This is a genomic window from Methylomonas sp. HW2-6 (assembly GCF_052474525.1).
Genome location: NZ_CP184124.1, coordinates 592,373 through 614,406 on the forward strand (window position 1 = coordinate 592,373; position 22,034 = coordinate 614,406).

Consider the following 22,034-nt stretch of genomic DNA (forward strand, 5'->3'; position numbering starts at 1 on the left):
GATCTGTCCGTAGCCGCTTTTTCCAGAAAAGCTTTGTAAGCGCGAGCAGGAAACGTTGCTTATTCTTCGTCTTTAGGTTCAGCGAAAACCCATTTTACGAAGAAATAGCCAGCAGCGATGATTACTACCGCGCCGATCATGCCAGATGGTTCTTTCAGCATTTCTGTTAAATCTAAGATCGCTCCCATGGGTGCCTCCTACCTTAAAGTTAGTTGTTATAAAATGTGCCATTTCGTTGGCGGTCGAAGTTCATATGTTACTTTAGCCACCCTCAAAGTCAAGCAATTCGTGGCTGTTCGATAAAGATAGCGGCACAATTGCTATCCGGACCGAATATGGTAGTATGCCATTTCAACCTGAATTTTTAGAACAATAAAAAAGTACAAGGGGAATAAATATGATCGGTGGCATTGTAATGGTTTTGACCGCTATCTGGGTTTACCAGAGCATGATGAAGGCTAAAAAATCCAATGTTTTGATGTGGGTGGCCGCATGCGCTGCAGCATTTTTCGCAGTGGAATTTGTCGCCCAAATTTTCTGCATCGAGATCATCGATGCCCTGGGCGGCAAAGACATTGGCGACACTTATGACCGCGACTTGGCCAGCGTCAGCGACAGAAGAACCCAGGAAAACGCCGGCGGTTTCTTCGTCAACAGCTTGTGCGAATTATTTCCCTCGATAGCCGGCTTCCTCGTCGTCGCAGTCGTCCGCACCTTGGTGATTTTGAAAGAAGCTTTGACTCCGGCAAACCTGTTCAGCGGCGTCAAAGAGATGTTCATCAGCATCAAAGACAGCTTTAAAACCTCGTCCGGCAGCTAAGCCGTTCCGATTGGGCCAGTCCAAGGCAACTTGGGCTGGCCGCGGCAATCATTCAACCGCCAACGACGGCCGACACGATACTGACTATCGCCAAAATAAACAGTACCGTCGCAATCAAGCCGACGATCACGTAGGCCGGCAGCGAGCCATGCTGAAAATCGATCTCTCTGTTCTTGTTGCTTTGTACGCCAATCGCGGCGGCTATCACGCTTTTTACGACGTGCAACAGGCTGGGTTTAGACATGGTTTCCCTCAAATCTTGATTTGCCAAAATTTCCGATCAGCCGCCGTTCCAATATCACTCTTCGATTAACTGCCCGCATGAATAGCTCCGAACGTTTACACCAGCTTCTGTCACAGCGAATTTTATTTCTGGATGGCGCCATGGGCACCATGATACAGAGCTACAAGCTGGAGGAGAAGGACTATCGCGGCGAGCGCTTTGCCGACTGGCCGGTCGATCTGAAAGGCAATAATGACCTGCTGTCGATCACCCAACCCGATGTCATTCGCGCCATACACAAGGCCTATCTGGATGCCGGCACCGACATTCTGGAAACCAACACCTTCAATTCCACCAAGGTGGCGATGGCCGATTACCGGATGGAAGATCTGGCCTACGAAATCAACGTCGCCTCGGCCCGCGTCGCTAGACAAGCCGCCGATGCGGCAACCGCGCTGACACCGGACAAACCGCGTTTCGTCGCCGGCGTGCTGGGCCCGACCAACCGCACGTCGTCGATGTCACCTGACGTCAACGACCCGGGCTTTAGAAACATCACCTTCGACGACTTGGTTGACGCTTACAGCGAAGCCACCCGTGGCTTGATCGACGGCGGCGCGGATATTATTCTGATCGAAACCGTATTCGACACCCTGAATGCCAAGGCGGCGATATTCGCCGTCGAATCGGTATTCGACCAAATCGGTTACCAATTGCCGGTGATGATTTCCGGCACCATCACCGACGCCTCCGGCCGCACTCTGTCCGGCCAGACCGCCGCCGCATTCTGGACTTCGCTGAAACACGTCAAACCGATTTCGATCGGCTTCAATTGCGCTCTCGGCGCCCAGGAACTGCGCCAGTACATCGAAGAATTATCCAACATCGCTGACACCTACGTCTCGGCCCACCCCAACGCCGGCCTGCCCAACGAGTTCGGCGAATACGACGAAACCCCGGAAATGATGGCCGCCGAACTGGCCGACTGGGCTGCCAACGGTTATCTGAACATCATCGGCGGTTGCTGCGGCACCTCGCCCGACACGATCCGCGCCATCATCGCCGAACTGAGCAAATATCCGCCGCGTAAAATTCCCGAGTTGGAAAAACGCTGCCATCTGGCCGGCCTGGAAGCGATGAGCATCGGCCCGGAAACCTTGTTCGTCAACGTCGGCGAGCGCACTAACGTTACCGGTTCGGCGGTGTTCAAGAAGATGATCGTCGAAGAGCGTTACGAGGATGCCCTGGAAGTGGCGCGCCAACAGGTGGAAAACGGCGCGCAGATCATCGACATCAACATGGACGAAGGCATGCTCGATTCGAAGGCGGCGATGGTCCGCTTTCTGAATCTGCTGGCGGCCGAGCCGGACATCGCCAAAGTGCCGGTGATGCTGGATTCGTCGAAATGGGAAATTCTGGAAGCCGGCCTGAAATGCATCCAAGGCAAGGGTATCGTCAACTCGATTTCAATCAAGGAAGGCGAAGCCAAATTCATCGAGCAAGCCAAACTGGTACGCCGCTACGGCGCGGCGGTAATCGTGATGGCCTTCGACGAAGTCGGTCAGGCCGACACGATGGCGCGCAAGATCGAAATCTGCAGCCGCGCCTACAAGATTTTGACCGAGCAGGTCGGCTTTCCGCCGGAAGACATCATCTTCGACCCGAATATTTTCGCGGTCGCCACCGGCATCGAGGAACACAACAATTACGGCGTCGATTTCATCGAAGCCACCCGCGCCATCAAGCAAAACCTGCCGCATGCCTTGATTTCCGGCGGCGTATCCAACGTCTCGTTCTCGTTCCGCGGCAACAATCCGGTGCGGGAAGCGATCCACGCGGTATTTCTGTACCACGCGGTGCATGCCGGCATGGACATGGGCATCGTCAACGCCGGCCAACTGGCGATTTACGCCGACATTCCGGAAGAGTTGCGCAACGCAGTCGAGGACGTGATTCTGAACCGCACCCCGGACGGCACCGAAAGACTGCTGGACATCGCCGAAAAATATCGCGGTAGCGGCCAGGCGGCCAAGCAGGAAACCCTGGAATGGCGCGAATGGCCAGTTACTAAACGCCTGGAACACGCTTTGGTCAAAGGCATCGCCGACTTTATCGAGGAAGATACCGAAGCCGCCCGCCTGGAAGCGGAAAAGCCGTTGCACGTCATCGAAGGCCCGTTGATGGACGGTATGAACGTGGTCGGCGACCTGTTCGGCGAAGGCAAGATGTTTCTGCCGCAAGTCGTGAAGTCGGCGCGGGTCATGAAGAAAGCTGTCGCCTATCTGATGCCGTTCATGGACGCCGACAAGGACGGCGCCGCCCGCGAAACCAACGGCAAGGTGCTGATGGCCACCGTCAAGGGCGACGTGCATGACATCGGCAAAAACATCGTCACCGTGGTATTGCAATGCAACAACTACGAAGTAATAGATATGGGCGTGATGGTGCCGGCGGAAAACATCTTGAAAACAGCCCGCGAGGAAAAGGTCGACGTGATCGGCCTGAGCGGTTTGATCACGCCGTCGTTGGACGAAATGGTCCATGTCGCCAAGGAAATGCAGCGCCAGGGCTTCCAAATTCCGTTGTTGATCGGCGGTGCCACCACATCGCGCGCCCACACCGCGGTCAAGATCGAACCCAACTACGAGCATCCAACTGTTTATGTCACCGACGCCTCGCGTGCGGTCGGCGTAGTCAGTTCGCTGCTCAGCCAGGATTTAAAAGCCGACTTCGTCGCCAAAACCCGCGACGAATACGCCCAGGTCCGTGAACGCCATAAAGGCCGCCAGGCCAAGAATCCGCAGCATCCACTCGAAGCCGCGCGGCGTAACCGTTTCGACCATGCCGGGCACCAACCGGTGAAACCGAAGTTCCTCGGCACCCGGATTTTCGACCATTTCCCGCTGGCGACACTGGCACAATACATCGACTGGACGCCGTTCTTCCTGACCTGGGAATTGTCCGGCAGCTACCCGGCGATTCTGCATGACGCGGTCGTCGGCCAGGAAGCCAACAAATTATTCCAAGACGCGCAGGACATGCTGCAACACATCGTCAACGAAAACTGGGTGACCGCCAAAGCTGTGATCGGCTTTTTCCCGGCCAACAGCGAGGGCGACGACATCATCGTTTACACCGACGACAGCCGTAGCGAGCAGCTCGAAGTGCTACACCATTTGCGGCAGCAGAACGTCAAGGCGCCGGGCCGACCAAACTATTGTTTATCCGACTTCGTCGCACCGGTTGAAAGCGGCATCGCCGATTATATAGGCGGTTTTGCCGTCACCGCCGGCATCGGCATTGAAACCAAGCTGACCGAATTCGAACAGGACCACGACGATTACAGCGCCATCATGCTGAAGGCCCTGGCCGACCGCTTGGCCGAAGCCTTTGCCGAGTATATGCATTTGGCGGTACGTAAAGACTACTGGGGCTATGCCGAGGATGAAAATTACAACAACGCGGCGCTGATCGAAGAAGCCTACCGCGGCATCCGCCCGGCCCCCGGTTATCCGGCCTGCCCGGACCACACCGAAAAAGCCAAGTTGTTCGAACTGCTGAATGCCACCGAGCATACGACGATCACCTTGACCGAAAGTTTTGCAATGTATCCGGCGGCGGCCGTTAGCGGCTGGTACTTCTCACATCCGGAATCGCAGTACTTCAACGTCGGCAAGATCGACCGCGACCAGTTGGAAGATTATGCGCGGCGCAAAGGCATCAAGCTGGAAGTGGCGGAACGCTGGCTGGCGGCACACTTGAACCACTGATCAGGCCAAAATTGATGGCGGATTTTATTTTGTACGGCACCGAGGGCTGCCACTTATGCGAAGAAGCCGAAGAAATAGTCAGACTGGCCGGCTTGAGCTTCGACACGCAGGACATCATCGACGACCAAGCCTTGCTGCAGCGCTACGGGATTAAGATCCCGGTCTTGGCACACCCCGGCCGCGGCCTGGAACTGCACTGGCCGTTTGGCCCGGAACAGGTGCTTTGGCTTGTCGCCCAAACCCAGGCCTAATGTAGCCGCGACGCGTTAAAGCTTGGTGAAAATCAAATCCCAAACGCCGTGGCCCAAGCCTAAACCGCGATTCTCGAATTTGGTCAACGGCCGGTAATCCGGCCGCGGACAAAAATCCCCGCTCGGACTGCTATTCTTCAATCCCGCGCCTGCCGCCAAAATCGTCAGCATATCCTTGGCGTAATGCTCCCAATCGGTCGCCGCGTGAAAATAACCGCCGACCACCAATTTTTTATTCAGCAATTCGACAAAACCGGGGCGGACGATACGGCGCTTGTGGTGGCGGCGTTTTTGCCAAGGGTCGGGAAAAAACAAATGTACGCCGGCCAAACTGTGGTCGGCGACTTTTTGTTCCAGGATTTCGATCGCATCGTGATGGTAGATCCTGACATTGTCGATGCCGCGCTGCTCCAGCAACATCATCAAGTGGCCGACGCCCGGCCTATGCACTTCAATCCCCAAATAATTCAAATGCGGATTGGCTGCCGCCATCGCCGCCAGACTGTCGCCGTTACCAAAACCGATCTCGACGATCAGCGGCGCCTGCCGACCAAAGGCTGACACTGGATCGAACATCTGCTCCGGCGCCAGACAGTATTTCTGCCAATGGTGCTCCAGCGCGAATTTTTGGCCGGCAGTGGCGCGGCCCTGGCGGCGGATGAAACTGCGGATTTTGGACGGGTCGATACGTTGCGGTGCGGTCATTGATTCAAAAAGTCAAAACAGAAAAATGCGAAAGGCCGCCGCTAAGACAGAAGACCGTAACGATCAGCCGCCGAGGTCTACCTTGGACATCGCGATAGCGCTTTCCATGACAATTTTAAGCGCAATGCACGGGTCGATCACGGTTTTTCCGCCATGAATCGCATCCTGTATCGCCAAACCGAACAGAATCGGCCAATGTGCCGCAGCCGGACACAGCAGCTGTACCGTCGGCAGCAGGTTAGGCCACAAGGCCTTTAAGTAATTCAACGGTTTATCGGCCGGAGACTGCCGTAACGGCAGACGCAACACGCCGAATTCGGCACTGCCCAAAGTATTTGCGCTGTGGCGGAATAGTTCGCCAACATCCAGCAACGCTTGGCAGCCGGATTTTTGCGCCGCCGCTGCTGCCAAACCCCACACCGAATACTGCGACTCCGCCAACGGCGAGTTTAAAGCGTCGCCGTAAAAATAGCGGTTGCCATCGGTACCTTCAATCACAACGAAACCGGCCTCGGCAGCCAAACCTTCCGCCAAATTGCGCTGCCTGACGCTGGCCTGGCAAGCGTAACCGGCCAAAGCCCCCAGCGCGCACAACAGCGATTCGGCATGTATGCCTTTATCGTTCTGCATCGCCGCAGTCAAGCGATGGAAGACCTCTTGCGCAGCGATTTTGGCACCCGCCAGCGGATCCTCCTGACTGCGCTCACGAATCGCAGCGAGCAACGACTCGAAGGCCGGCAACTTGGTCTTGGCGTGTTGCAGGCGCCGCCGCTCGACCTGCTCGAGAAATTCGGCAAATTCCCCCGGTGCCGCGAACCAACCGGAATTGACCCGAGCTTCGCCGAAAGCCGAAACCACCACGGCCACGGTACGGCCGGACACGTTAAGCCGCTTGACCTGTTCGATTGCCGAATAGGGCATACAGATAATCGGCAACGTCAAAGATGCCTTAGGCAACAAGGCTTCTTCCTCCCGTAATTCGATGTAATGCGGTTTAAACGACGCTCTGGCAACGATCCAACCCAGCAAAACGGCGCATATACCGCTGGCAACAGTCAACAGGCCAATCAGACCGGCATACTGGGACAACGGCGCGCTGACGGCGAGATACGCCAAGCCGCAGGTCGGCGCAAGCGCCGCAAACAAAAGCGACACGGCGATACGACTAGGCAGCCGGTAGCGGTAACGAATTACTTCGCTCACGCCTGAAGCGGCCATGGCTGGTTAAAAATCGGCATCATTCATGCGTCCTCCGGAAATTGAGTATAGCCGCGCACGGCGTTGTTGCTAACTTCCGCCGGATACCGCCCGGGAAAGGCGGACATCATGGTTGCCCTCCGCTTTTTCCGAATGATAGGTAACTCGGCTGCCAGATACTCAATCCGCCAGCAATGGATAATCGGTATACCCTTCGCTCGGTCCGGCCTCGCCGTACAGGTAAAACGTCGAGGCGTCGAACGGCGTCAATGCCGCACCGGTCTTTAAGCGGTGCGGCAGATCGGGGTTGGCGATGAAGTGCTTGCCAAACGACACCGCGTCGGCATCGCCACTGGCGATGGCTTGCGCTGCAGTTTCGGCGCTGAAATTTTCGTTGGCGATCAGCACGCCGCCGAAGCGGCGTTTCAAAGCCGGACTGATGGCGTCGGGGCCCTGGGCTTCGCGCGTGAAGATAAAGGCCAGCTGACGTTTGCCCAATTGTTCGGCGACATAGCCAAAGGTAGTCAGCGGATCGGAGTCGCCCATGCTGTGCATATCGCAGCGCGGCGCCAAATGCACGCCGACCCTGCCGGCACCCCATACCGAAATCGCCGCATCGGTAACCTCCAACAACAGGCGGGCGCGATTTGCCACCGGCCCGCCGTAGGCGTCGTCGCGGCGGTTGGTACTGTCTTGCAGAAATTGGTCCAACAGGTAACCATTAGCGGCATGGATTTCGACGCCGTCGAAACCGGCCAATTTGGCGTTAGCAGCCCCCTGGCGAAACGCCTCGACGATGGCCGGCATCTCATCCAGCGCCAACGCGCGCGGAGTGACAAAATCGCGCATTGGCCGTAACAGGCTGACATGACCTTGCGCAGCAATCGCGCTGGGCGCAACCGGTAACTCGCCGTCCAGATAAAACGGATCGGATATCCGCCCGACGTGCCACAGTTGCAAAAACATGCGGCCGCCGGCGGCATGGACCGCTTCGGTAACACCGCGCCAGCCTTCGATCTGCGCCTCCGACCAGATACCCGGCGTATCCGGATAACCGACGCCTTGCGGACTGACGCACGTCGCTTCGCTAAGAATCAACCCGGCACTGGCGCGTTGCGCGTAGTATTGCGCCATCAGCGCGTTCGGTACCCGGCCGGCACCAGCACGGCAGCGGGTTAACGGCGCCATGACGATACGGTTGGGCAATTCGAGGTCGCCGATAAGGATGGGGTCGAACAATGGATTCATACGGTGCTCCTGCGTACTGAACTGATTAAAAAGCCGATATAGTAGCCGCAATGCGGATCAGGCAAGCGATTTGGCAGGCTATTCGGCAACCGATACCAGAGAGATCGGCCGGAAATGCTCCCATCGGCGCAATACCCCGACTTGGTAAACGGCGCCGTCATGCGCCTGAGATCGGGATTGATCGGCTAGCATGTCGAATTAACCCGGCTAGCGATGTATCATGCCTACCTTAGCCGTTTTCGTCAGTTACCAAGCCATGACATCAACCAAAACCGATACGGATGCCCTGCTTCCGAAGTTAAAAATTACGGTGCGTCTACTCCATAACCAGGAAATTGCGATGGGGCCGGGCAAAGCCGAACTGTTGGCCGCCATTCAAAAAACCGGTTCCATCATGGCAGCGGGTAAATCCATGAATATGAGCTACCGCCGGGCCTGGATGTTGGTGGATGTTATGAACCGTAGCTTTGCCGAGCCATTGGTGCACGCCGCAAAAGGTGGACGCCACGGCGGCGGCACGGTACTGACACCGCTAGGGCAGCAGGTGCTGGCGCAATATAGCAAGATGGTCGAAGCGGTTAATCATTCCGCGAATGACTACCTGCAACTGTTCTCCGGGTTGATGGCTCAACCGCAGCACACCCCGGCAGACGATACCGATTCCAAACTTGCCAACGTCGGTTGAACCCAGCCGCAGACCGAATACACTTCCATTCGTTACACCATCCATGAATATTTCTTTCGAAATCGTACCCAGAAGCCTACAGGCTTTCGACGAACAATACGCCTTTGTGCAAACCCTGAACCAAGGCATCAACATCATCAACGTGCCGGACATTCAACGCTTCGATACCCGAAGCTGGCAATTGGCGACGCGCATCGACCGCGGTAAATACCGCTTTATCCCGCATTTCCGGGCAATCGACTTCAAAATCGAAAGCGGCGAATTGTTCCGCATCATCGAAGACTACGGCCTGGACAGCGTGTTGCTGGTAACCGGCGATCCGCCGGAGGGCCTGAAACGGGCTTTCTACAATACCGACGTGGTCGATTTGATCCGGGCCGTACGCCGCCGCTTTCCGGAGCTAAATATTTACGCCGGTTTCGATCCGCATCGCCAGGGTTTGCAGGACGAGTGCGACTATATCTGGCGCAAGGCCGATGCCGGCGCCACCGGTTTTTTCTCGCAACCGTTTTACGATCCGCGCATGGTCGAGATTTATGCCGAGCATATGCATGGGCTGGAAACCTATATCGGCATCAGTCCGATCACCACTCAGGCCTCGCAGAATTATTGGGAAGTGAAAAATCGGGTCAAATTTCCGAAAAATTTCCGTCCGGATTACGACTGGAACGTCGAGTTCGCCAACAATCTGATCGCGACGGCCGCCGAGACCGGCTTGCACGTCTATTTCATGCCGATCCGGATCGATTTGGGTAAATATTTCCAAAGAATCAATATCGGCACGACTAAGTGACGCCAACCTCCGGCCGGCCGCACTATGCCGTTGCGACCGGCAACGCTTAGAATAGCCCGGTCTTCAATCGCACCCATACTACTGCAATGAAAATTGTCTCCTGGAACGTCAACGGCATCCGCGCCGTACAAGGCAAAGGTTTTGCCGAAACCCTGGCTCGAATCGACGCCGATTGCATCTTGTTGCAAGAAACCAAGGCCCAGGAAGACCAAGTGGCGCAGGCCCTGAACGGCATCGACGGTTACCACGTCCACGCCAACTCGGCCGAGCGTAAGGGTTATTCCGGCGTCGCGCTGCTGTGCCGACAGGAGCCCTTGCAAATTCTGCGCGACATCGGCCAAACCGACCACGACCTGGAAGGCCGGGTCATCGCCGCCGAGTACGAAGGGTTTTACTTGGTGAACGTCTATGTGCCGAATTCTGGCGACGGCCTGTCCCGACTGGATTACCGGCAAACCTGGGACCAGGCGTTCGGCGATTATCTGGCCGATCTGCAAAGCCGCAAACCGGTGATCGTCGGCGGCGATTTCAACGTCGCCCACCAAGCCATCGACATCGCCCGGCCCAAGGCCAATTACAACAAATCGGCCGGCTACACCCAGGCCGAGATCGACGGCTTCGACAGTATTCTGGCGCGCGGCCTGATCGACAGCTTCCGCCATTTCCATCCGGAGCAAGTGGCGTACAGTTGGTGGAGTTACCGCGCCAACGCCCGCGAAAAGAACATCGGTTGGCGGATCGATTACCTGTTGGCCAGCGAACCGCTAGTGCCGAGCATCCAAAGCGCCTTCATCCTGCCGGAGATCACTGGCTCGGACCACTGTCCGGTCGGCATCGACATTCAAATCGCTTGAGCGCGCTGCACCAGCATCGGGCCGCCTTGCTGGCCTGCCGCCGTTGTCCGGACATGGTCGGTCCGGTGGTATGCGGCCAGCCGGTAAGGTCGCAGGTGCTGCTAATCGGCCAGGCGCCGGGCGGCAAGGAAGGCCAGTTCGGCAAGCCGTTCGCCTGGACCGCCGGCAAGACGCTGTTCGGTTGGTTCGCCCGACTGGGCCTGGACGAAGCGCAATTCCGGCAACGGGTGTATATGGCGGCGGTGTGCCGCTGTTTCCCCGGCAAGCAGGCCAGTGGCGGCGACCGGGTGCCGAGCCCGGCCGAAATCGAAAACTGCTCGGCGTGGCTGCGTGCCGAAATCGAGATATTGCAACCGCAACTGATCATCCCGGTCGGCAAACTGGCGATCCAGCAATGGCTGAAGGCCGACAAACTCAACACCGTCATCGGCAAGCAATTTCAGGTCGACGCCTACGGCCACGCTGCCGATTTGATCCCGCTGCCACACCCGTCCGGCGCCTCGACCTGGCACCGCACCGAGCCAGGCATTAGCCTGCTGGCCGAGGCCCTGGCCGCAATCGAACGCCATCCGGCCTGGCAAACTATTCGGCCAAGCGATTGACGCCGCTGATCAGCGCCTTGATCGACGCCGTCAGCAAATTATCGTCGATGCCGACGCCGTAACGCGGCGGCTGGCCATCCGGCCCGGCCAGTTCGACGAAGGCGCAAGCGCGGGCGTCGCCGCCGTGGCGGCTGGGGCCGAGCGAGCGCTCTTCGTAACAGCGGATGGTGACGGCGCAATCCAGCACCGCCAACGCGGCGACCGCCCCATCCAGCGGACCGTTGCCGTTGCCGGCCACACAGCGCGTTGCGCCGCGCCATTGCAGATCCAATTCGATTCGCTGGCCACCATCGATTTCGGCTAAACGGTGGCCGAGGTAACGGAGCGGCCCACCATCCGTCAAATAAGTCGCGTTGAACAAGCGCCAGATTTGCGCATGGCCGATCTCGCCGCCGCCGGCGTCGGCCTGTTGCTGTACCACTTGAGCAAATTCGACCTGCAAGCGGCGCGGCAGGACGATGCCGTAATGGCTTTCCAACAAATGGGCGATGCCGCCCTTGCCGGACTGGCTGTTGACCCGGATCACCGCATCGTAACCGCGGCCGACGTCGGCCGGATCGAACGGCAGATAAGGCACATTCCACAAGCCGCCAGTCTTCTGGGCGGCAAAGCCTTTCTTGATCGCATCCTGGTGCGAGCCGGAGAATGCGGTGAACACCAAATCGCCGGCATAAGGCTGGCGCGGCGGTACGCTCAAGCCGGTGCAAGCTTCGAAACTGCGCGCGACCGCATCGATATCGGAAAAATCCAGGCCCGGCGCAATGCCCTGGGTGTACAAATTCAAGGCCAAGGTTACCAAATCGACGTTGCCGGTGCGTTCGCCGTTGCCGAACAAACAGCCTTCGACCCGCTCGGCGCCGGCCATCAACGCCAATTCGGCGGCTGCCACCGCAGTGCCGCGGTCGTTGTGCGGATGCACGCTCAACACCACACTGTCGCGGCGGGCGATGCGACGGTGCATCCATTCGATCTGGTCGGCGTAGACGTTCGGCGTCGCGTGTTCCACCGACGACGGCAGGTTCAAAATGAGCTTGTTTTCCGGCGTCGCACCCCAGGCTTCGACGACGGCGTCGGCCACTTCCAGCGCGTAATCGAGTTCGGTGGCGGTGAAGGTTTCCAGGCTGTATTGCAACTGCCAGTCGGTAGCGGGTTGCGCGGCGGTCAATTCCTTGACCAAACACACCGCGTCGACCGCCATCGCCAAGACTTGAGCTTTGCTCATGCCCAGCACCAGCTCGCGGAACGGTTGCGAGGTGGCGTTGACGATATGTACGATGGCGTTGCGGGCGCCGCGCAAGCTTTCGACAGTGCGGCGCAACAACGGCGCGCGGGCATGGCTCAGCACTTCTATCGTCACGTGGTCGGGAACCCGCTGTTCGGCAATCAATTGGCGGACGAAGTCGAAATCGGTTTGCGAGGCGGACGGAAACGCCACTTCGATTTGCTTAAAGCCGATGCCGCACAAGGTTTCGAACAAGCGGAGTTTACGTGCCGCGTTCATCGGCTCGAACAAGGCCTGGTTGCCGTCACGCAAGTCGGTGCTCATCCAGATCGGAGCTTGAGCTATGGTTCGGTTCGGCCACCGCCGGTCCGGCAACGCCAGCGGCGGAAACGGTCGGTATTTCATGGAAGGGTTGGCTAGCATGGTCGGTCTCCTGTATTCGAGTTGGCGATACGATACGCCGAAGCGACAGACAGGCGATTGCGTTTATAGCGAAGATTGGCGGTAGAATTAAATTAATATTGCTGGATATTATCTTTTTAATTAAATTTATTGCCTTGATTAATGCGATATAGGCAATTTATGGAACTCGACCGCTACGATCGGCAAATTTTGACCGTGCTGCAAACCGACGGCCGGATCAGCAATCAGGAACTGGCCGACCGCATCGGCCTGTCGCCGTCGCCATGTCTACGCCGGGTACGGGTGCTGGAGGAAGCCGGCCTGATCGTCGGCTACCGGGCGCTATTGGATGCCAAGGCTTTGGGTTTGAGTCTGACCGCGTTGGTGCAGATTTCGATGGATCGGCACACGCCGGAGCGCTTTGCCGCTTTCGAGGCCGCCGTCGCCGAGATCCCGGAGGTGATGGAGTGCCTGCTGATTACCGGCCAGGCCGCCGATTACCAGCTCAAGGTCGCGGTCAAGGACTTGGACGCTTACCAGGAATTATTGCTGAAACGCATCACCGGCATTCCCGGCGTCAGCGGCGTGCATTCCAGCTTTGTATTGAGACGAGTCGTCGATAAGACTGCGTTTGCGGTGGCCGCAGCCGGATAAAACGGCCGCGGCGAGGTTCTTCAGCGCTGCAGAAAATTCCTGAGCATATCGTGGCCGTGCTCGGTCAGGATCGACTCGGGGTGGAATTGCACGCCTTCGATGTCCAAAGTTTTATGCCGCACCCCCATGATTTCGTCGATGTTGCCTTGTTCGTCCTGAGTCCAGGCGGTGATTTCCAGGCAATCGGGAATGGTCGCCTGCTCGATGACCAGCGAGTGATAGCGGGTGGCGGTGAAGGGGTTGCTCAGGCCTTTGAACACGCCCAAATCCTTGTGATACACCGGCGATACCTTGCCGTGCATGATTTGCTTGGCGTGGATGATGTTGCCGCCGAAGGCGTAGCCGATGCTTTGGTGGCCGAGGCAGACGCCCAGGATCGGGTATTTGCCGGCGTAGCGGTGGATGGTGTCCACGGAAATGCCGGCTTCCTTGGGCGTGCAGGGGCCGGGGGAAATGACGATCTTGTCCGGGCGCAAGCCCTCAATGTCTTCCACCGTGACTTCGTCGTTACGCACCACCACCACGTCGGCGCCGAGTTCGCCGAAATATTGCACCAGGTTGTAGGTGAACGAATCGTAGTTGTCGACCATCACCAATCTGACGCCGCTCATGCTTTGCCTCCGAGGCCGGCTTCGGCCATGCTGACGGCGCGGAATACCGCGCGGCCTTTGTTCATTGTTTCATCCCATTCGTTGCGCGGGATCGAATCGTAGACGATGCCGGCGCCGGCTTGAATGTGTAAAGTTTGGTCCTTGATCACGGCGGTACGGATCGCGATGGCGGTATCCAGGTTGCCGGACCAGGAAATGTAACCGACCGCGCCGGAATAGATGCCGCGCTTGACCGGCTCCAGTTCGTCGATGATTTCCATCGCCCTGATTTTCGGCGCGCCGCTGACGGTGCCGGCCGGAAAGGTCGCCGCCAACACGTCGAACGCGTTCTTGCCGTCCTGCAATTCGCCGGTGACGTTGGAAACGATGTGCATCACGTGCGAGTAGCGCTCGACGATCATCTTGTCGGTGAGTTTGACGCTGCCGATTTTGGCGACGCGGCCGGTATCGTTGCGGCCCAGGTCGATCAGCATCAAGTGTTCGGCAATTTCTTTCGGATCGGCCAGCAGTTCTTTTTCCAGCGCCAGATCCTGCTCGTGGGTTTCGCCGCGGCGGCGGGTGCCGGCGATCGGCCTGACCGTGACTTCGTTGTCTTCCAGCCGTACCAGAATCTCCGGCGACGAGCCGACCACATGCAAATCGCCCAGGTTCATGAAAAACATGTACGGCGACGGGTTCAGGCAACGCAGTGCCCGATACAAATCCAGCGGCGCGGCATTAAACGGAATCGACATGCGCTGCGACAACACCACCTGCATGCAGTCGCCGTCGGTGATGTATTGTTTGACTTTCAGTACCGCGTCTTCGTAGCCCTGCTGGGTAAATCCGGAGACGAAATCGGCTTCGTTGACCTGTTTTCCGGCCGCGTGCGGTTGCGGGTGGGCGTGCGGCTTGCGCAATTTTTCCACCAGTCGGTCCAGCCGGGCCTTGGCATTATGATAGGCGTTGTCCTGGGCCGGGTCGGCGTGAGTCAATAGCAACATTTTGCCGGACAGGTTGTCGAACACCAGCAAATCCTGCGACACCATCAACAGGATATCCGGCGCGCCGATCGGATCGGGTTTGCCGCTGGGTTGCAGGCGCGGCTCAATGTAACCGATGGTTTCGTAGCCGAAGTAACCGACCAAACCGCCGTTGAAACGCGGCAGACCGGGCACATCCGGCACCTTGTATTGCTGGCGGAATTCTTCTATCCACTGCAACGGTTGCTGGTGCTGGAACAGCTGGGTCTCGGCACCGTCGTTTTCGACAGTTATGTTATGACCGCTGATTTTGATCCGGGTCTGGCAGGGCAGGCCGATGATCGAATAGCGCCCCCATTGTTCGCCGCCGTGTACCGATTCGAACAGATAAGAATACGCGCCGTCGGCCAGCTTGAGATAAGCGCTGAGCGGCGTGTCCAGGTCGGCTAAAACTTCGCGCCAGACCGGGATGCGGTTATAGCCTTGTTGGGCATAGTCGGCAAATTGGGCGGGTGTCATCGGTGGAACTCAAAATGGGGCGGCCGGGCCGCGAACAATCAAGCGGCGATTGTACCCCACAACGCGCCGAGCGGCGAACGCCAACGCCCGCTTGCCGCCAATTTGCGGCCGATCGGCTAGAATGCCCGCTTTTTGGAACTGAACGGACTTTATGAAATTGGCGACTTTTCTGGACAACGGCGTGCGCAAAATCGGCGCGGTGGTGGGCGATGCGGTGGTGGCCGCCGGCGCGGAGGCGCCGAACGACATGCTGGCGTTTTTGGCGGCGGGCGACTCGGCACGGCAGGCGTTGCAAGCCTTGATCGATGCCGATGCGCCGCGCATCGCGCTGACCGATGTGACGCTGTTGGCGCCGATCCCGCGCCCGGGCAAATTGCTGGGCGTGGGTTTGAATTACGCCGACCACATCGGCGAAACCGGCTTGGAAAAACCGGAATACCCGACGTTTTTCACCAAGCAAAGCACCTGCGTCATCGGGCCCGGCGCGGCAATCCATATCCCGCCAATCTCGGATAAAGTCGATTACGAAGGCGAGTTGGCCATCGTCATCGGCCAGCGTTGTAAAAAGGTCCCGGCCGAACGCGCCGTCGAAGTGATTGCCGGCTATACGATTTGCAACGACGTCACGGTGCGCGACTGGCAGGCCCGTACGCCGACCTGGACCCTGGGTAAATCCTTCGACACCCACGGCCCGCTGGGCCCCTGGCTGATTACCGCCGACGAAATCGCCGACCCGCACAACCTGAGTCTGAAAACCTGGGTCGACGGCGAATTGCGCCAAAACGCTAATACCGGCGAGATGATTTTCAATTGTTACGAATTGATCGCCTATCTAAGCCAAGTCATGACCTTGGAGCCGGGCGACGTGATCAGCACCGGCACCCCGGCCGGCGTCGGCGTGAAGATGAAACCGCGCGGTTATTTAAAGCCGGGACAAACCGTGCGCATCCAAATCGAAGGGATTGGCGACCTGATTAATCCAGTGATTGCCGAACCGGCGGGTTTTTTGGTGCAGCCCGGAGTTTAAGCGCCGATTAAGTCTGCCTCGATACGCTGTAGCCAACTTAATCCAAGAGGGCCGCAAAGCCAAGAGGCAGTCATGAAAACCTTGAAAGTCACCATTTTTTCCATCGCAGCTATCGCCCTGTCGGGTTGTGCGACGGGCTACTACCAACGTGGCTATTCGGGTTACGGCAATGGCTATTATTCTTCCCCGACCTATTCGCGCAGTTACGGCGGCGGCAGCTATTACAGCCCAGGTACGACGATAACTTACGGTCGCTACTACCTGCCGCAAGGCCGGATTCACGACCACCATGACCACCACGACTGGCGGCGGCCGGATTTCGACCGCCACGACGACCGTCGCGGCGATTGGCGCGGCCGCTCGCCGGATCATGATCGGGACGATCATCAACCGGACCGGTCTGCGTGGCGGGGATATTTTTTGATGGCGCGGCCGGAGCCGGCCGAAGCCGGTGGCCGCAGGACTTGGCGCGAGCGCGGCGGTGATGGCGACGATCGCCGGCCCGGCGGCTGGCGCGGACGCCGCGATCAATAGTCCGCAGTAAGACTGACTACAACTCGATCCGAATGCCTAGCTCGATGACCCGGTCGACCGGGATTTTGAAATATTCGATCGCACTGCTGGAATTGTGAGTCAGGAAACTGAACAGGGAGCGCCGCCATTTCGGCATCGGACTTTTGCGGCGGAATGACAGGCGCTCGCTACCGATAAAAAACGATACGGTTTTCTGGTTGATATCCAGGCCTTCGTGGCAACAAAGCTGCAGCGCACGGCGGACGTCCTGTTCCTCCTGAAAGCCGAAATACAGTTTGACTCGATAAAAGTTGCCGCTGTCGCCAAACGAACGGATCTTGACCCGCTGCGCCTCTTCCACGTAAGGTTCCTCGCGGGTGACGATGGTCAATACGATCACCTTCTCGTGAATCACATGGTTATGCTCCAGGTTGTGCAGCAAAACCTGCGGTACACCATGTACGCTACGCGCCATATAAATCGCGGTACCGGGTACGGTAGCCAGCGGTTGGTCGCGCAAACGTTCCTCCAAGTCTTCGAACAGCACCCGGCGTTCGTCCAGGTAGCGGGCCAACAACTGCTTGCCCTTGATCCAGGTAGTCATCACCAAAAACAACACGGTGCCGACCACTAGCGGCAGCCAGCCGCCGTGCGGAATTTTCAGGCTGTTGGAGGACAGAAACAGTAAGTCGATGATCAAGAAGGTGGATAAAAACAGAATGCTGGTGGGCTTGTTCCATTGCCACAAACCCTGAATCACAATGAAGGCCAGTATAGTGTCCACGATCATGGTGCCGGTCACTGCGATGCCGTAAGCGGAAGCGAGTGCGGACGAGGATTTAAAGCTCAGTACCAATATAAACACCGATACCATCAACAGCCAATTGATAGCCGGAATGTATACTTGGCCCATTTCATCGCCGGAAGTATGGCGAATATTCATGCGCGGGCAATAGCCCAACTGGATGGCTTGGCGTGTCACCGAAAAGGCCCCGGAAATTACGGCTTGAGATGCGATAACCGTAGCCAAGGTCGACAAAATCAGCATTGGATACAAAGCCCAGTTCGGCGCCAATAAATAAAACGGGTTTTCGATGGCGCTCGGGTCGCCTATCAGCAAAGCTCCTTGACCGAAATAATTCAGCAGCAAAGCGGGAAAAACAAAGCTAAACCAAGCGAATTGGATCGGTTTCAATCCGAAATGCCCCATGTCGGCGTAGAGTGCCTCCGCTCCGGTGATGGACAGTACCACCGCCCCCATAATTAAAAAGCCTTTCCAGCCCAGTTCAATCAACAGGTGAACCGCATAGTAAGGATTAATCGCCATCAGTACATCCGGATGCTGGACGATATTTATCGCCCCCAAAACACCGAGCGTAGCAAACCAAAAGCACATAATCGGCGCGAACATCCGACCAACTTTACCCGTACCTTTGACCTGAATGATAAACAACACGCTGAGCACAACTATGGTTATGGGCAACACGTAGTTTTCTAGACGCGGCGCAACGATCTGCAAGCCTTCGACGGCGCTAAGCACCGAGATGGCTGGGGTAATCATGCTATCGCCGTAGAACAGCGCGGCGCCCAGCAAACCTATCGTGACAATGAACAGTTTACGTTCCGGATTATCCTTCGAACCATGCATCGCCAGCGCCATCAGCGCCATAATGCCGCCTTCTCCCTTGTTATCCGCGCGCATAATGAAGATGGCGTATTTGGTGGTAACCACCAGAGTGATGGCCCAAAAAATCAACGACAACACGCCCAGTACGTGGACCGTATCGGTAGGCAAGCCACCGTGAAAAACCTCTTTTACGGCATACAACGGACTGGTGCCGATGTCGCCGAAGACGACGCCGATGGCGCTAAACGCCAACGCAGCGATTTGCTCCTTGGTCTGGGAATGTTTTGCGGACATAGAAAATAGCGGAAGATTAGGGACGGGCCGGAAAATTATGCCACAGATCGCGATTTTGCCGCCAACCGCAAAGGTCGGGAGGGGGGATTTGAGGTTCTGAAACGTCTTAGTCTTTATTCGGCCCCCACTGCCGTCCGCGAGGTGGTGGCTGACGAGGGGGAGGTAATAACATACAATGTATGATTAAAAACCAATCGCGCATATTTTTGTACTGAACTGCTTATATGTTTTTATTTAAAAACCACGAGGATGCTTTGCCGGAAAATCACTTGGTATCGTTCGGCGGCGTGGGTCAGACAGGGGGGCGCGGTCAACATTGGTTTTGGCGAGGCTTATTCGGCGAAGAACGGCCCGCCAGTATGCTCAGATTATTGGCGGTCTTGGTATTACTGTTGCACATCTGGGGCCTGCAGCAATTGCTAAAGCCCGAAGAGAAACTGACCGAGGCCCAACCGCTGATCATGGAAGTCTCGATGATCGCAATGTCCGCCCCCAAACCTGCTGCGGCTCCGCCACCACCTGCACCGCCGCCGCCGGAAAAAAAACCGCCGCCCAAAAAACCGCAACCGAAACCGCTGCCGAAAAAGGCGCCGCCCATTGTGCAAAAAGCTCCGGAATTTGCGCCGGTAGAAGCTCCGGCCGAGCCGCAACCGGCACCGGTTAGCGCGCCGAGTGCCCCCAGCGCTCCGGCCACCAGTACGAGCAGCGTGCCGACCCGCGCCGAACAGTTTACTGAAGCAAATTATCGCGCCAATTACGCCCACAATCCGAAACCGGAATATCCGATGATCGCGAAGAGCCGCGGCTGGCAGGGTAAGGTGCTGCTAAAAGTCCAAGTTTCCGCGGATGGCCTGAGCGAAGCGGTCGCGGTGGATCAGAGCAGCGGCCACGAAATACTGGACGAATCGGCGGTGGAGGCCGTTAAAAAATGGAAATTCATTCCGGCCAAGCGCGGTGAAACGCCGGTGGACAGTTCGGTGATCGTGCCAATCATTTTTACACTACGTGAATAATAAAACTCGGAGAGAGTAATGCCTTACCATATAGCCCCAGAAGCTGTTATCGACGCCACCCTGTACACACTGGTGGTGTTTTCGCTGATAACCTGGACTCTGATTCTGTTCAAAATTTGGCAATTCGCCAAAAACAACTACTACAACAAAAAATACAACGCCGCTTTTTGGGACTCGGTCGATTTGAAAGCCGCTGAACAATTGCCCACCGAGACCGCGCGCGGCCCGAAAGCGCGCATTGCCCAATGCGGTTTCGCCTGGCTGGCGGAAATGAGCCACCCGGAGACCTGCGCCAGCCTGAAATTCCGCGGTTCGCCGCAGGATTTGCTGGAGCAGACCTTGCGCAAACAAACCCAGGACGAGCAACGCCGGATGGAAAGCGGTCTGACCATGCTCGCCAGCATCGGCAGCACGGCGCCGTTTGTCGGCTTATTCGGTACGGTATTGGGCATCATGCACGCAATGCATGACATCAGCGCCAGCGGCTCGGCCAGCCTGGATGTCGTGGCCGGCCCGATCGGCGACGCCTTGATCGCCACGGCCATCGGTATCGCAGTGGCGGTTCCGGCAGTCTTGGCCTACAATTTTTTCCTGAGGCGCGCCAAGCACCATCGGGCGTCGCTGGAGAATTTCGTGGACGGCTTTCTGCATATCGCCTTTGGCGACAACGGTAAAAACAAGGAGTAAATAAATGGGATTTAAAACGAATTCGGAAGACGACGAGGCGGTCAGTGAAATAAACGTCACGCCGTTAGTCGATGTCATGCTGGTGCTGGTGATCATCTTATTGGTAACCGCACCTTTGCTAACCCAATCGGTAAACGTAGCGCTGCCGAAAACGGCTTCCACCACCCCGGATACCGAAAAACAGCCGATGCAACTGGGTATCGACGCCCAGGGCGCGGTGACTCTGAACAAGAATTCGGTCGCCGATCTGGCCGTGCTGGACACTACGCTGAGAAGCGAACTGGCCGCCAACCCCGAACTGATCATCCATATCTATGCCGACCAAGGCGTCAACTACGGAAAAGTGGCGGAAGTGATGGCCACCGTGCAACACGCCGGCATCTCGAAGCTGGCTTTCGTCACGTTGGAACAGTAACGACTTTATTCCGAGCCCGGTTTTGTGCCGGGCTCTTATTACGCGGACTTGGCCTTTCCGGCGTTTTTCTCGATATATTCGATCATCAATCCAGCAATATCCTTGCCGCTGGTTTTTTCGATACCTTCCAGCCCCGGCGACGAATTGACTTCCATCACCAACGGTCCGCGTTTGGATCGCAGTAAATCGACACCGCACACGTCCAAGCCCATGATTTTCGCCGCTTGAACCGCTGCGGCGCGTTCTGCCGGCGCCAGCCTGATCAGTGTTGCGGTGCCGCCGCGATGCAAATTCGAGCGGAATTCGCCTTCGCGGCCTTGGCGCTTCATGGCCGCGACCACTTTGTCGCCGATCACGAAACAGCGAATGTCGCTGCCGGCCGCCTCCTGAACAAACTCCTGCACCATGATGTTGGCGTTCAAGCCCATGAAAGCCTGAATCACGCTATGCGCCGCGTTGTGGGTTTCTGCGAGTACCACACCGATGCCTTGCGAGCCTTCCACCAGTTTGATCACCAACGGCGCACCGCCGACTTCGGCGATGAGATCTTCGATGTTGTCGGGATTATGCGCAAACGCAGTGATCGGCAAATCGATGCCTTTGCGAGCCAGCAATTGGCTGGAGGCCATTTTGTCGCGGGAGCGGCTGATCGCCGCCGACTTGTTCAAGGTATAGACGCCCATCACTTCGAACTGGCGCAACACCGCCGTGCCGTAGAAGGTAATCGACGCACCGATACGCGGAATCACCGCATCGTAACCCAGCAAATCTTCCCCCATGTAATGAATCGACGGCTTCATCGATGTGATATTCATGTAGCAATGGGTCGGATCGAATATGCGTGCGTCATGGCCGCGTGCTTTGGCGGCCTCCATCAGCCGTACGCTGGAATACAGCGCCGGGTCGCGCGACAAGATGGCTATTTTCATAGGCCGTGCGG

General features: G+C 57.3%; 23 protein-coding genes. 13 read left to right on the forward strand and 10 right to left on the reverse strand.

The genetic code is table 11. The features are described 5' to 3' along the window. Positions 1-59 precede the first annotated feature (59 nt). Positions 60-188 (reverse strand): hypothetical protein, encoded by a 129-nt coding sequence (locus ACH518_RS03860; protein ID WP_255189959.1) that lies wholly within the window; start codon positions 186-188, stop codon positions 60-62. A gap of 209 nt (positions 189-397) precedes the next feature. On the opposite strand from ACH518_RS03860, the gene ACH518_RS03865 reads away from it, so the two are divergent. Further along, on the forward strand, positions 398-820 hold the full coding sequence (locus ACH518_RS03865) for a hypothetical protein (protein ID WP_445371938.1): 423 nt from the start codon (positions 398-400) through the stop codon (positions 818-820). A 52-nt stretch (positions 821-872) separates the two neighbouring features. On the opposite strand, the gene ACH518_RS03870 is transcribed toward ACH518_RS03865, so the two are convergent. Next, positions 873-1,064, reverse strand: coding sequence for a DUF2970 domain-containing protein (locus ACH518_RS03870; protein ID WP_140913902.1), 192 nt, complete (start codon positions 1,062-1,064; stop codon positions 873-875). 77 nt (positions 1,065-1,141) lie between these two features. Here ACH518_RS03870 and metH point away from each other — a divergent pair, with 77 nt between their 5' ends. Both metH and ACH518_RS03880 read left to right on the forward strand, forming a co-directional pair. Further along, positions 1,142-4,813, forward strand: coding sequence for a methionine synthase (gene metH / locus ACH518_RS03875; protein ID WP_445371939.1), 3,672 nt, complete (start codon positions 1,142-1,144; stop codon positions 4,811-4,813). Between the two features lie 14 nt (positions 4,814-4,827). Continuing rightward, complete coding sequence (locus tag ACH518_RS03880) at positions 4,828-5,064, forward strand: glutaredoxin family protein (RefSeq protein ID WP_445371940.1); 237 nt, start codon at positions 4,828-4,830, stop codon at positions 5,062-5,064. Between the two features lie 15 nt (positions 5,065-5,079). Here the strand turns inward: ACH518_RS03880 and trmB are convergent, their stop codons facing one another. The 3 genes from trmB to ACH518_RS03895 form a co-directional block, all read right to left on the reverse strand. After that, on the reverse strand, positions 5,080-5,769 hold the full coding sequence (gene trmB, locus ACH518_RS03885; RefSeq protein WP_278210124.1) for a tRNA (guanosine(46)-N7)-methyltransferase TrmB: 690 nt from the start codon (positions 5,767-5,769) through the stop codon (positions 5,080-5,082). 63 nt (positions 5,770-5,832) lie between these two features. Then, entirely contained in the window at positions 5,833-6,972 is a 1,140-nt protein-coding gene (locus tag ACH518_RS03890) for a hypothetical protein (protein WP_445371941.1), read from the reverse strand. 174 nt (positions 6,973-7,146) lie between these two features. Beyond that, the gene (locus ACH518_RS03895) at positions 7,147-8,214 is read right to left on the reverse strand and encodes an alkene reductase (protein ID WP_445371942.1); all 1,068 of its coding nucleotides are present in this window, start codon (positions 8,212-8,214) and stop codon (positions 7,147-7,149) included. A gap of 220 nt (positions 8,215-8,434) precedes the next feature. Between ACH518_RS03895 and ACH518_RS03900 the strand changes: the two genes are divergently transcribed. The 4 genes from ACH518_RS03900 (at position 8,435) to ACH518_RS03915 (ending at position 11,148) form a co-directional block, all read left to right on the forward strand. Next, positions 8,435-8,899, forward strand: a complete 465-nt coding sequence (locus ACH518_RS03900; protein WP_445371943.1) for a winged helix-turn-helix domain-containing protein — start codon at positions 8,435-8,437, stop codon at positions 8,897-8,899. A gap of 43 nt (positions 8,900-8,942) precedes the next feature. Then, on the forward strand, positions 8,943-9,692 hold the full coding sequence (locus ACH518_RS03905) for a methylenetetrahydrofolate reductase (RefSeq protein ID WP_445371944.1): 750 nt from the start codon (positions 8,943-8,945) through the stop codon (positions 9,690-9,692). Between the two features lie 86 nt (positions 9,693-9,778). Then, entirely contained in the window at positions 9,779-10,546 is a 768-nt protein-coding gene (locus ACH518_RS03910) for an exodeoxyribonuclease III (protein WP_445371945.1), read from the forward strand. Between the two features lie 53 nt (positions 10,547-10,599). Further along, the gene (locus ACH518_RS03915) at positions 10,600-11,148 is read left to right on the forward strand and encodes a uracil-DNA glycosylase family protein (protein WP_445372962.1); all 549 of its coding nucleotides are present in this window, start codon (positions 10,600-10,602) and stop codon (positions 11,146-11,148) included. Here the strand turns inward: ACH518_RS03915 and leuA are convergent. Beyond that, positions 11,129-12,793: a 2-isopropylmalate synthase gene (gene leuA, locus ACH518_RS03920; RefSeq protein WP_445371946.1), complete on the reverse strand. Its 1,665-nt coding sequence runs from the start codon at positions 12,791-12,793 to the stop codon at positions 11,129-11,131. The two genes, ACH518_RS03915 and leuA, sit on opposite strands and share 20 nt — an antisense overlap. A 159-nt stretch (positions 12,794-12,952) precedes the next feature. Here leuA and ACH518_RS03925 point away from each other — a divergent pair, with 159 nt between their 5' ends. Continuing rightward, positions 12,953-13,426, forward strand: coding sequence for an Lrp/AsnC family transcriptional regulator (locus ACH518_RS03925; protein WP_445371947.1), 474 nt, complete (start codon positions 12,953-12,955; stop codon positions 13,424-13,426). Between the two features lie 20 nt (positions 13,427-13,446). On the opposite strand, the gene ACH518_RS03930 is transcribed toward ACH518_RS03925, so the two are convergent. Together ACH518_RS03930 and trpE are read right to left on the reverse strand one after the other, a co-directional pair. Then, on the reverse strand, positions 13,447-14,037 hold the full coding sequence (locus tag ACH518_RS03930) for an anthranilate synthase component II (RefSeq protein ID WP_278210112.1): 591 nt from the start codon (positions 14,035-14,037) through the stop codon (positions 13,447-13,449). Beyond that, entirely contained in the window at positions 14,034-15,518 is a 1,485-nt protein-coding gene (gene trpE / locus ACH518_RS03935; RefSeq protein WP_445371948.1) for an anthranilate synthase component I, read from the reverse strand. The genes ACH518_RS03930 and trpE overlap by 4 nt, the downstream gene beginning before the upstream one ends. A 151-nt stretch (positions 15,519-15,669) precedes the next feature. On the opposite strand from trpE, the gene ACH518_RS03940 reads away from it, so the two are divergent. Together ACH518_RS03940 and ACH518_RS03945 are read left to right on the forward strand one after the other, a co-directional pair. After that, positions 15,670-16,545 carry a fumarylacetoacetate hydrolase family protein gene (locus tag ACH518_RS03940; RefSeq protein WP_445371949.1) on the forward strand — a complete coding sequence of 292 codons (876 nt, stop codon included), beginning with the start codon at positions 15,670-15,672 and terminating at the stop codon, positions 16,543-16,545. Positions 16,546-16,617: 72 nt separating this feature from the next. Further along, complete coding sequence (locus ACH518_RS03945; protein ID WP_445371950.1) at positions 16,618-17,079, forward strand: hypothetical protein; 462 nt, start codon at positions 16,618-16,620, stop codon at positions 17,077-17,079. A gap of 16 nt (positions 17,080-17,095) precedes the next feature. On the opposite strand, the gene ACH518_RS03950 is transcribed toward ACH518_RS03945, so the two are convergent. After that, positions 17,096-18,979 (reverse strand): potassium transporter Kup, encoded by a 1,884-nt coding sequence (locus tag ACH518_RS03950; protein ID WP_445371951.1) that lies wholly within the window; start codon positions 18,977-18,979, stop codon positions 17,096-17,098. Between the two features lie 224 nt (positions 18,980-19,203). Between ACH518_RS03950 and ACH518_RS03955 the strand changes: the two genes are divergently transcribed. Genes ACH518_RS03955 through ACH518_RS03965 form a run of 3 tightly spaced genes read left to right on the forward strand, consistent with a single transcriptional unit; the run spans position 19,204 to position 21,094 of the window. Continuing rightward, positions 19,204-19,992, forward strand: a complete 789-nt coding sequence (locus tag ACH518_RS03955; protein ID WP_445371952.1) for an energy transducer TonB — start codon at positions 19,204-19,206, stop codon at positions 19,990-19,992. Positions 19,993-20,010: 18 nt separating this feature from the next. Then, the gene (locus ACH518_RS03960; RefSeq protein ID WP_140913944.1) at positions 20,011-20,679 is read left to right on the forward strand and encodes a MotA/TolQ/ExbB proton channel family protein; all 669 of its coding nucleotides are present in this window, start codon (positions 20,011-20,013) and stop codon (positions 20,677-20,679) included. 4 nt (positions 20,680-20,683) lie between these two features. After that, on the forward strand, positions 20,684-21,094 hold the full coding sequence (locus ACH518_RS03965; protein ID WP_445371953.1) for an ExbD/TolR family protein: 411 nt from the start codon (positions 20,684-20,686) through the stop codon (positions 21,092-21,094). Between the two features lie 38 nt (positions 21,095-21,132). Here the strand turns inward: ACH518_RS03965 and rimK are convergent, their stop codons facing one another. Next, positions 21,133-22,023: a 30S ribosomal protein S6--L-glutamate ligase gene (rimK, locus tag ACH518_RS03970; protein ID WP_140914328.1), complete on the reverse strand. Its 891-nt coding sequence runs from the start codon at positions 22,021-22,023 to the stop codon at positions 21,133-21,135. Positions 22,024-22,034: the final 11 nt, after the last annotated feature.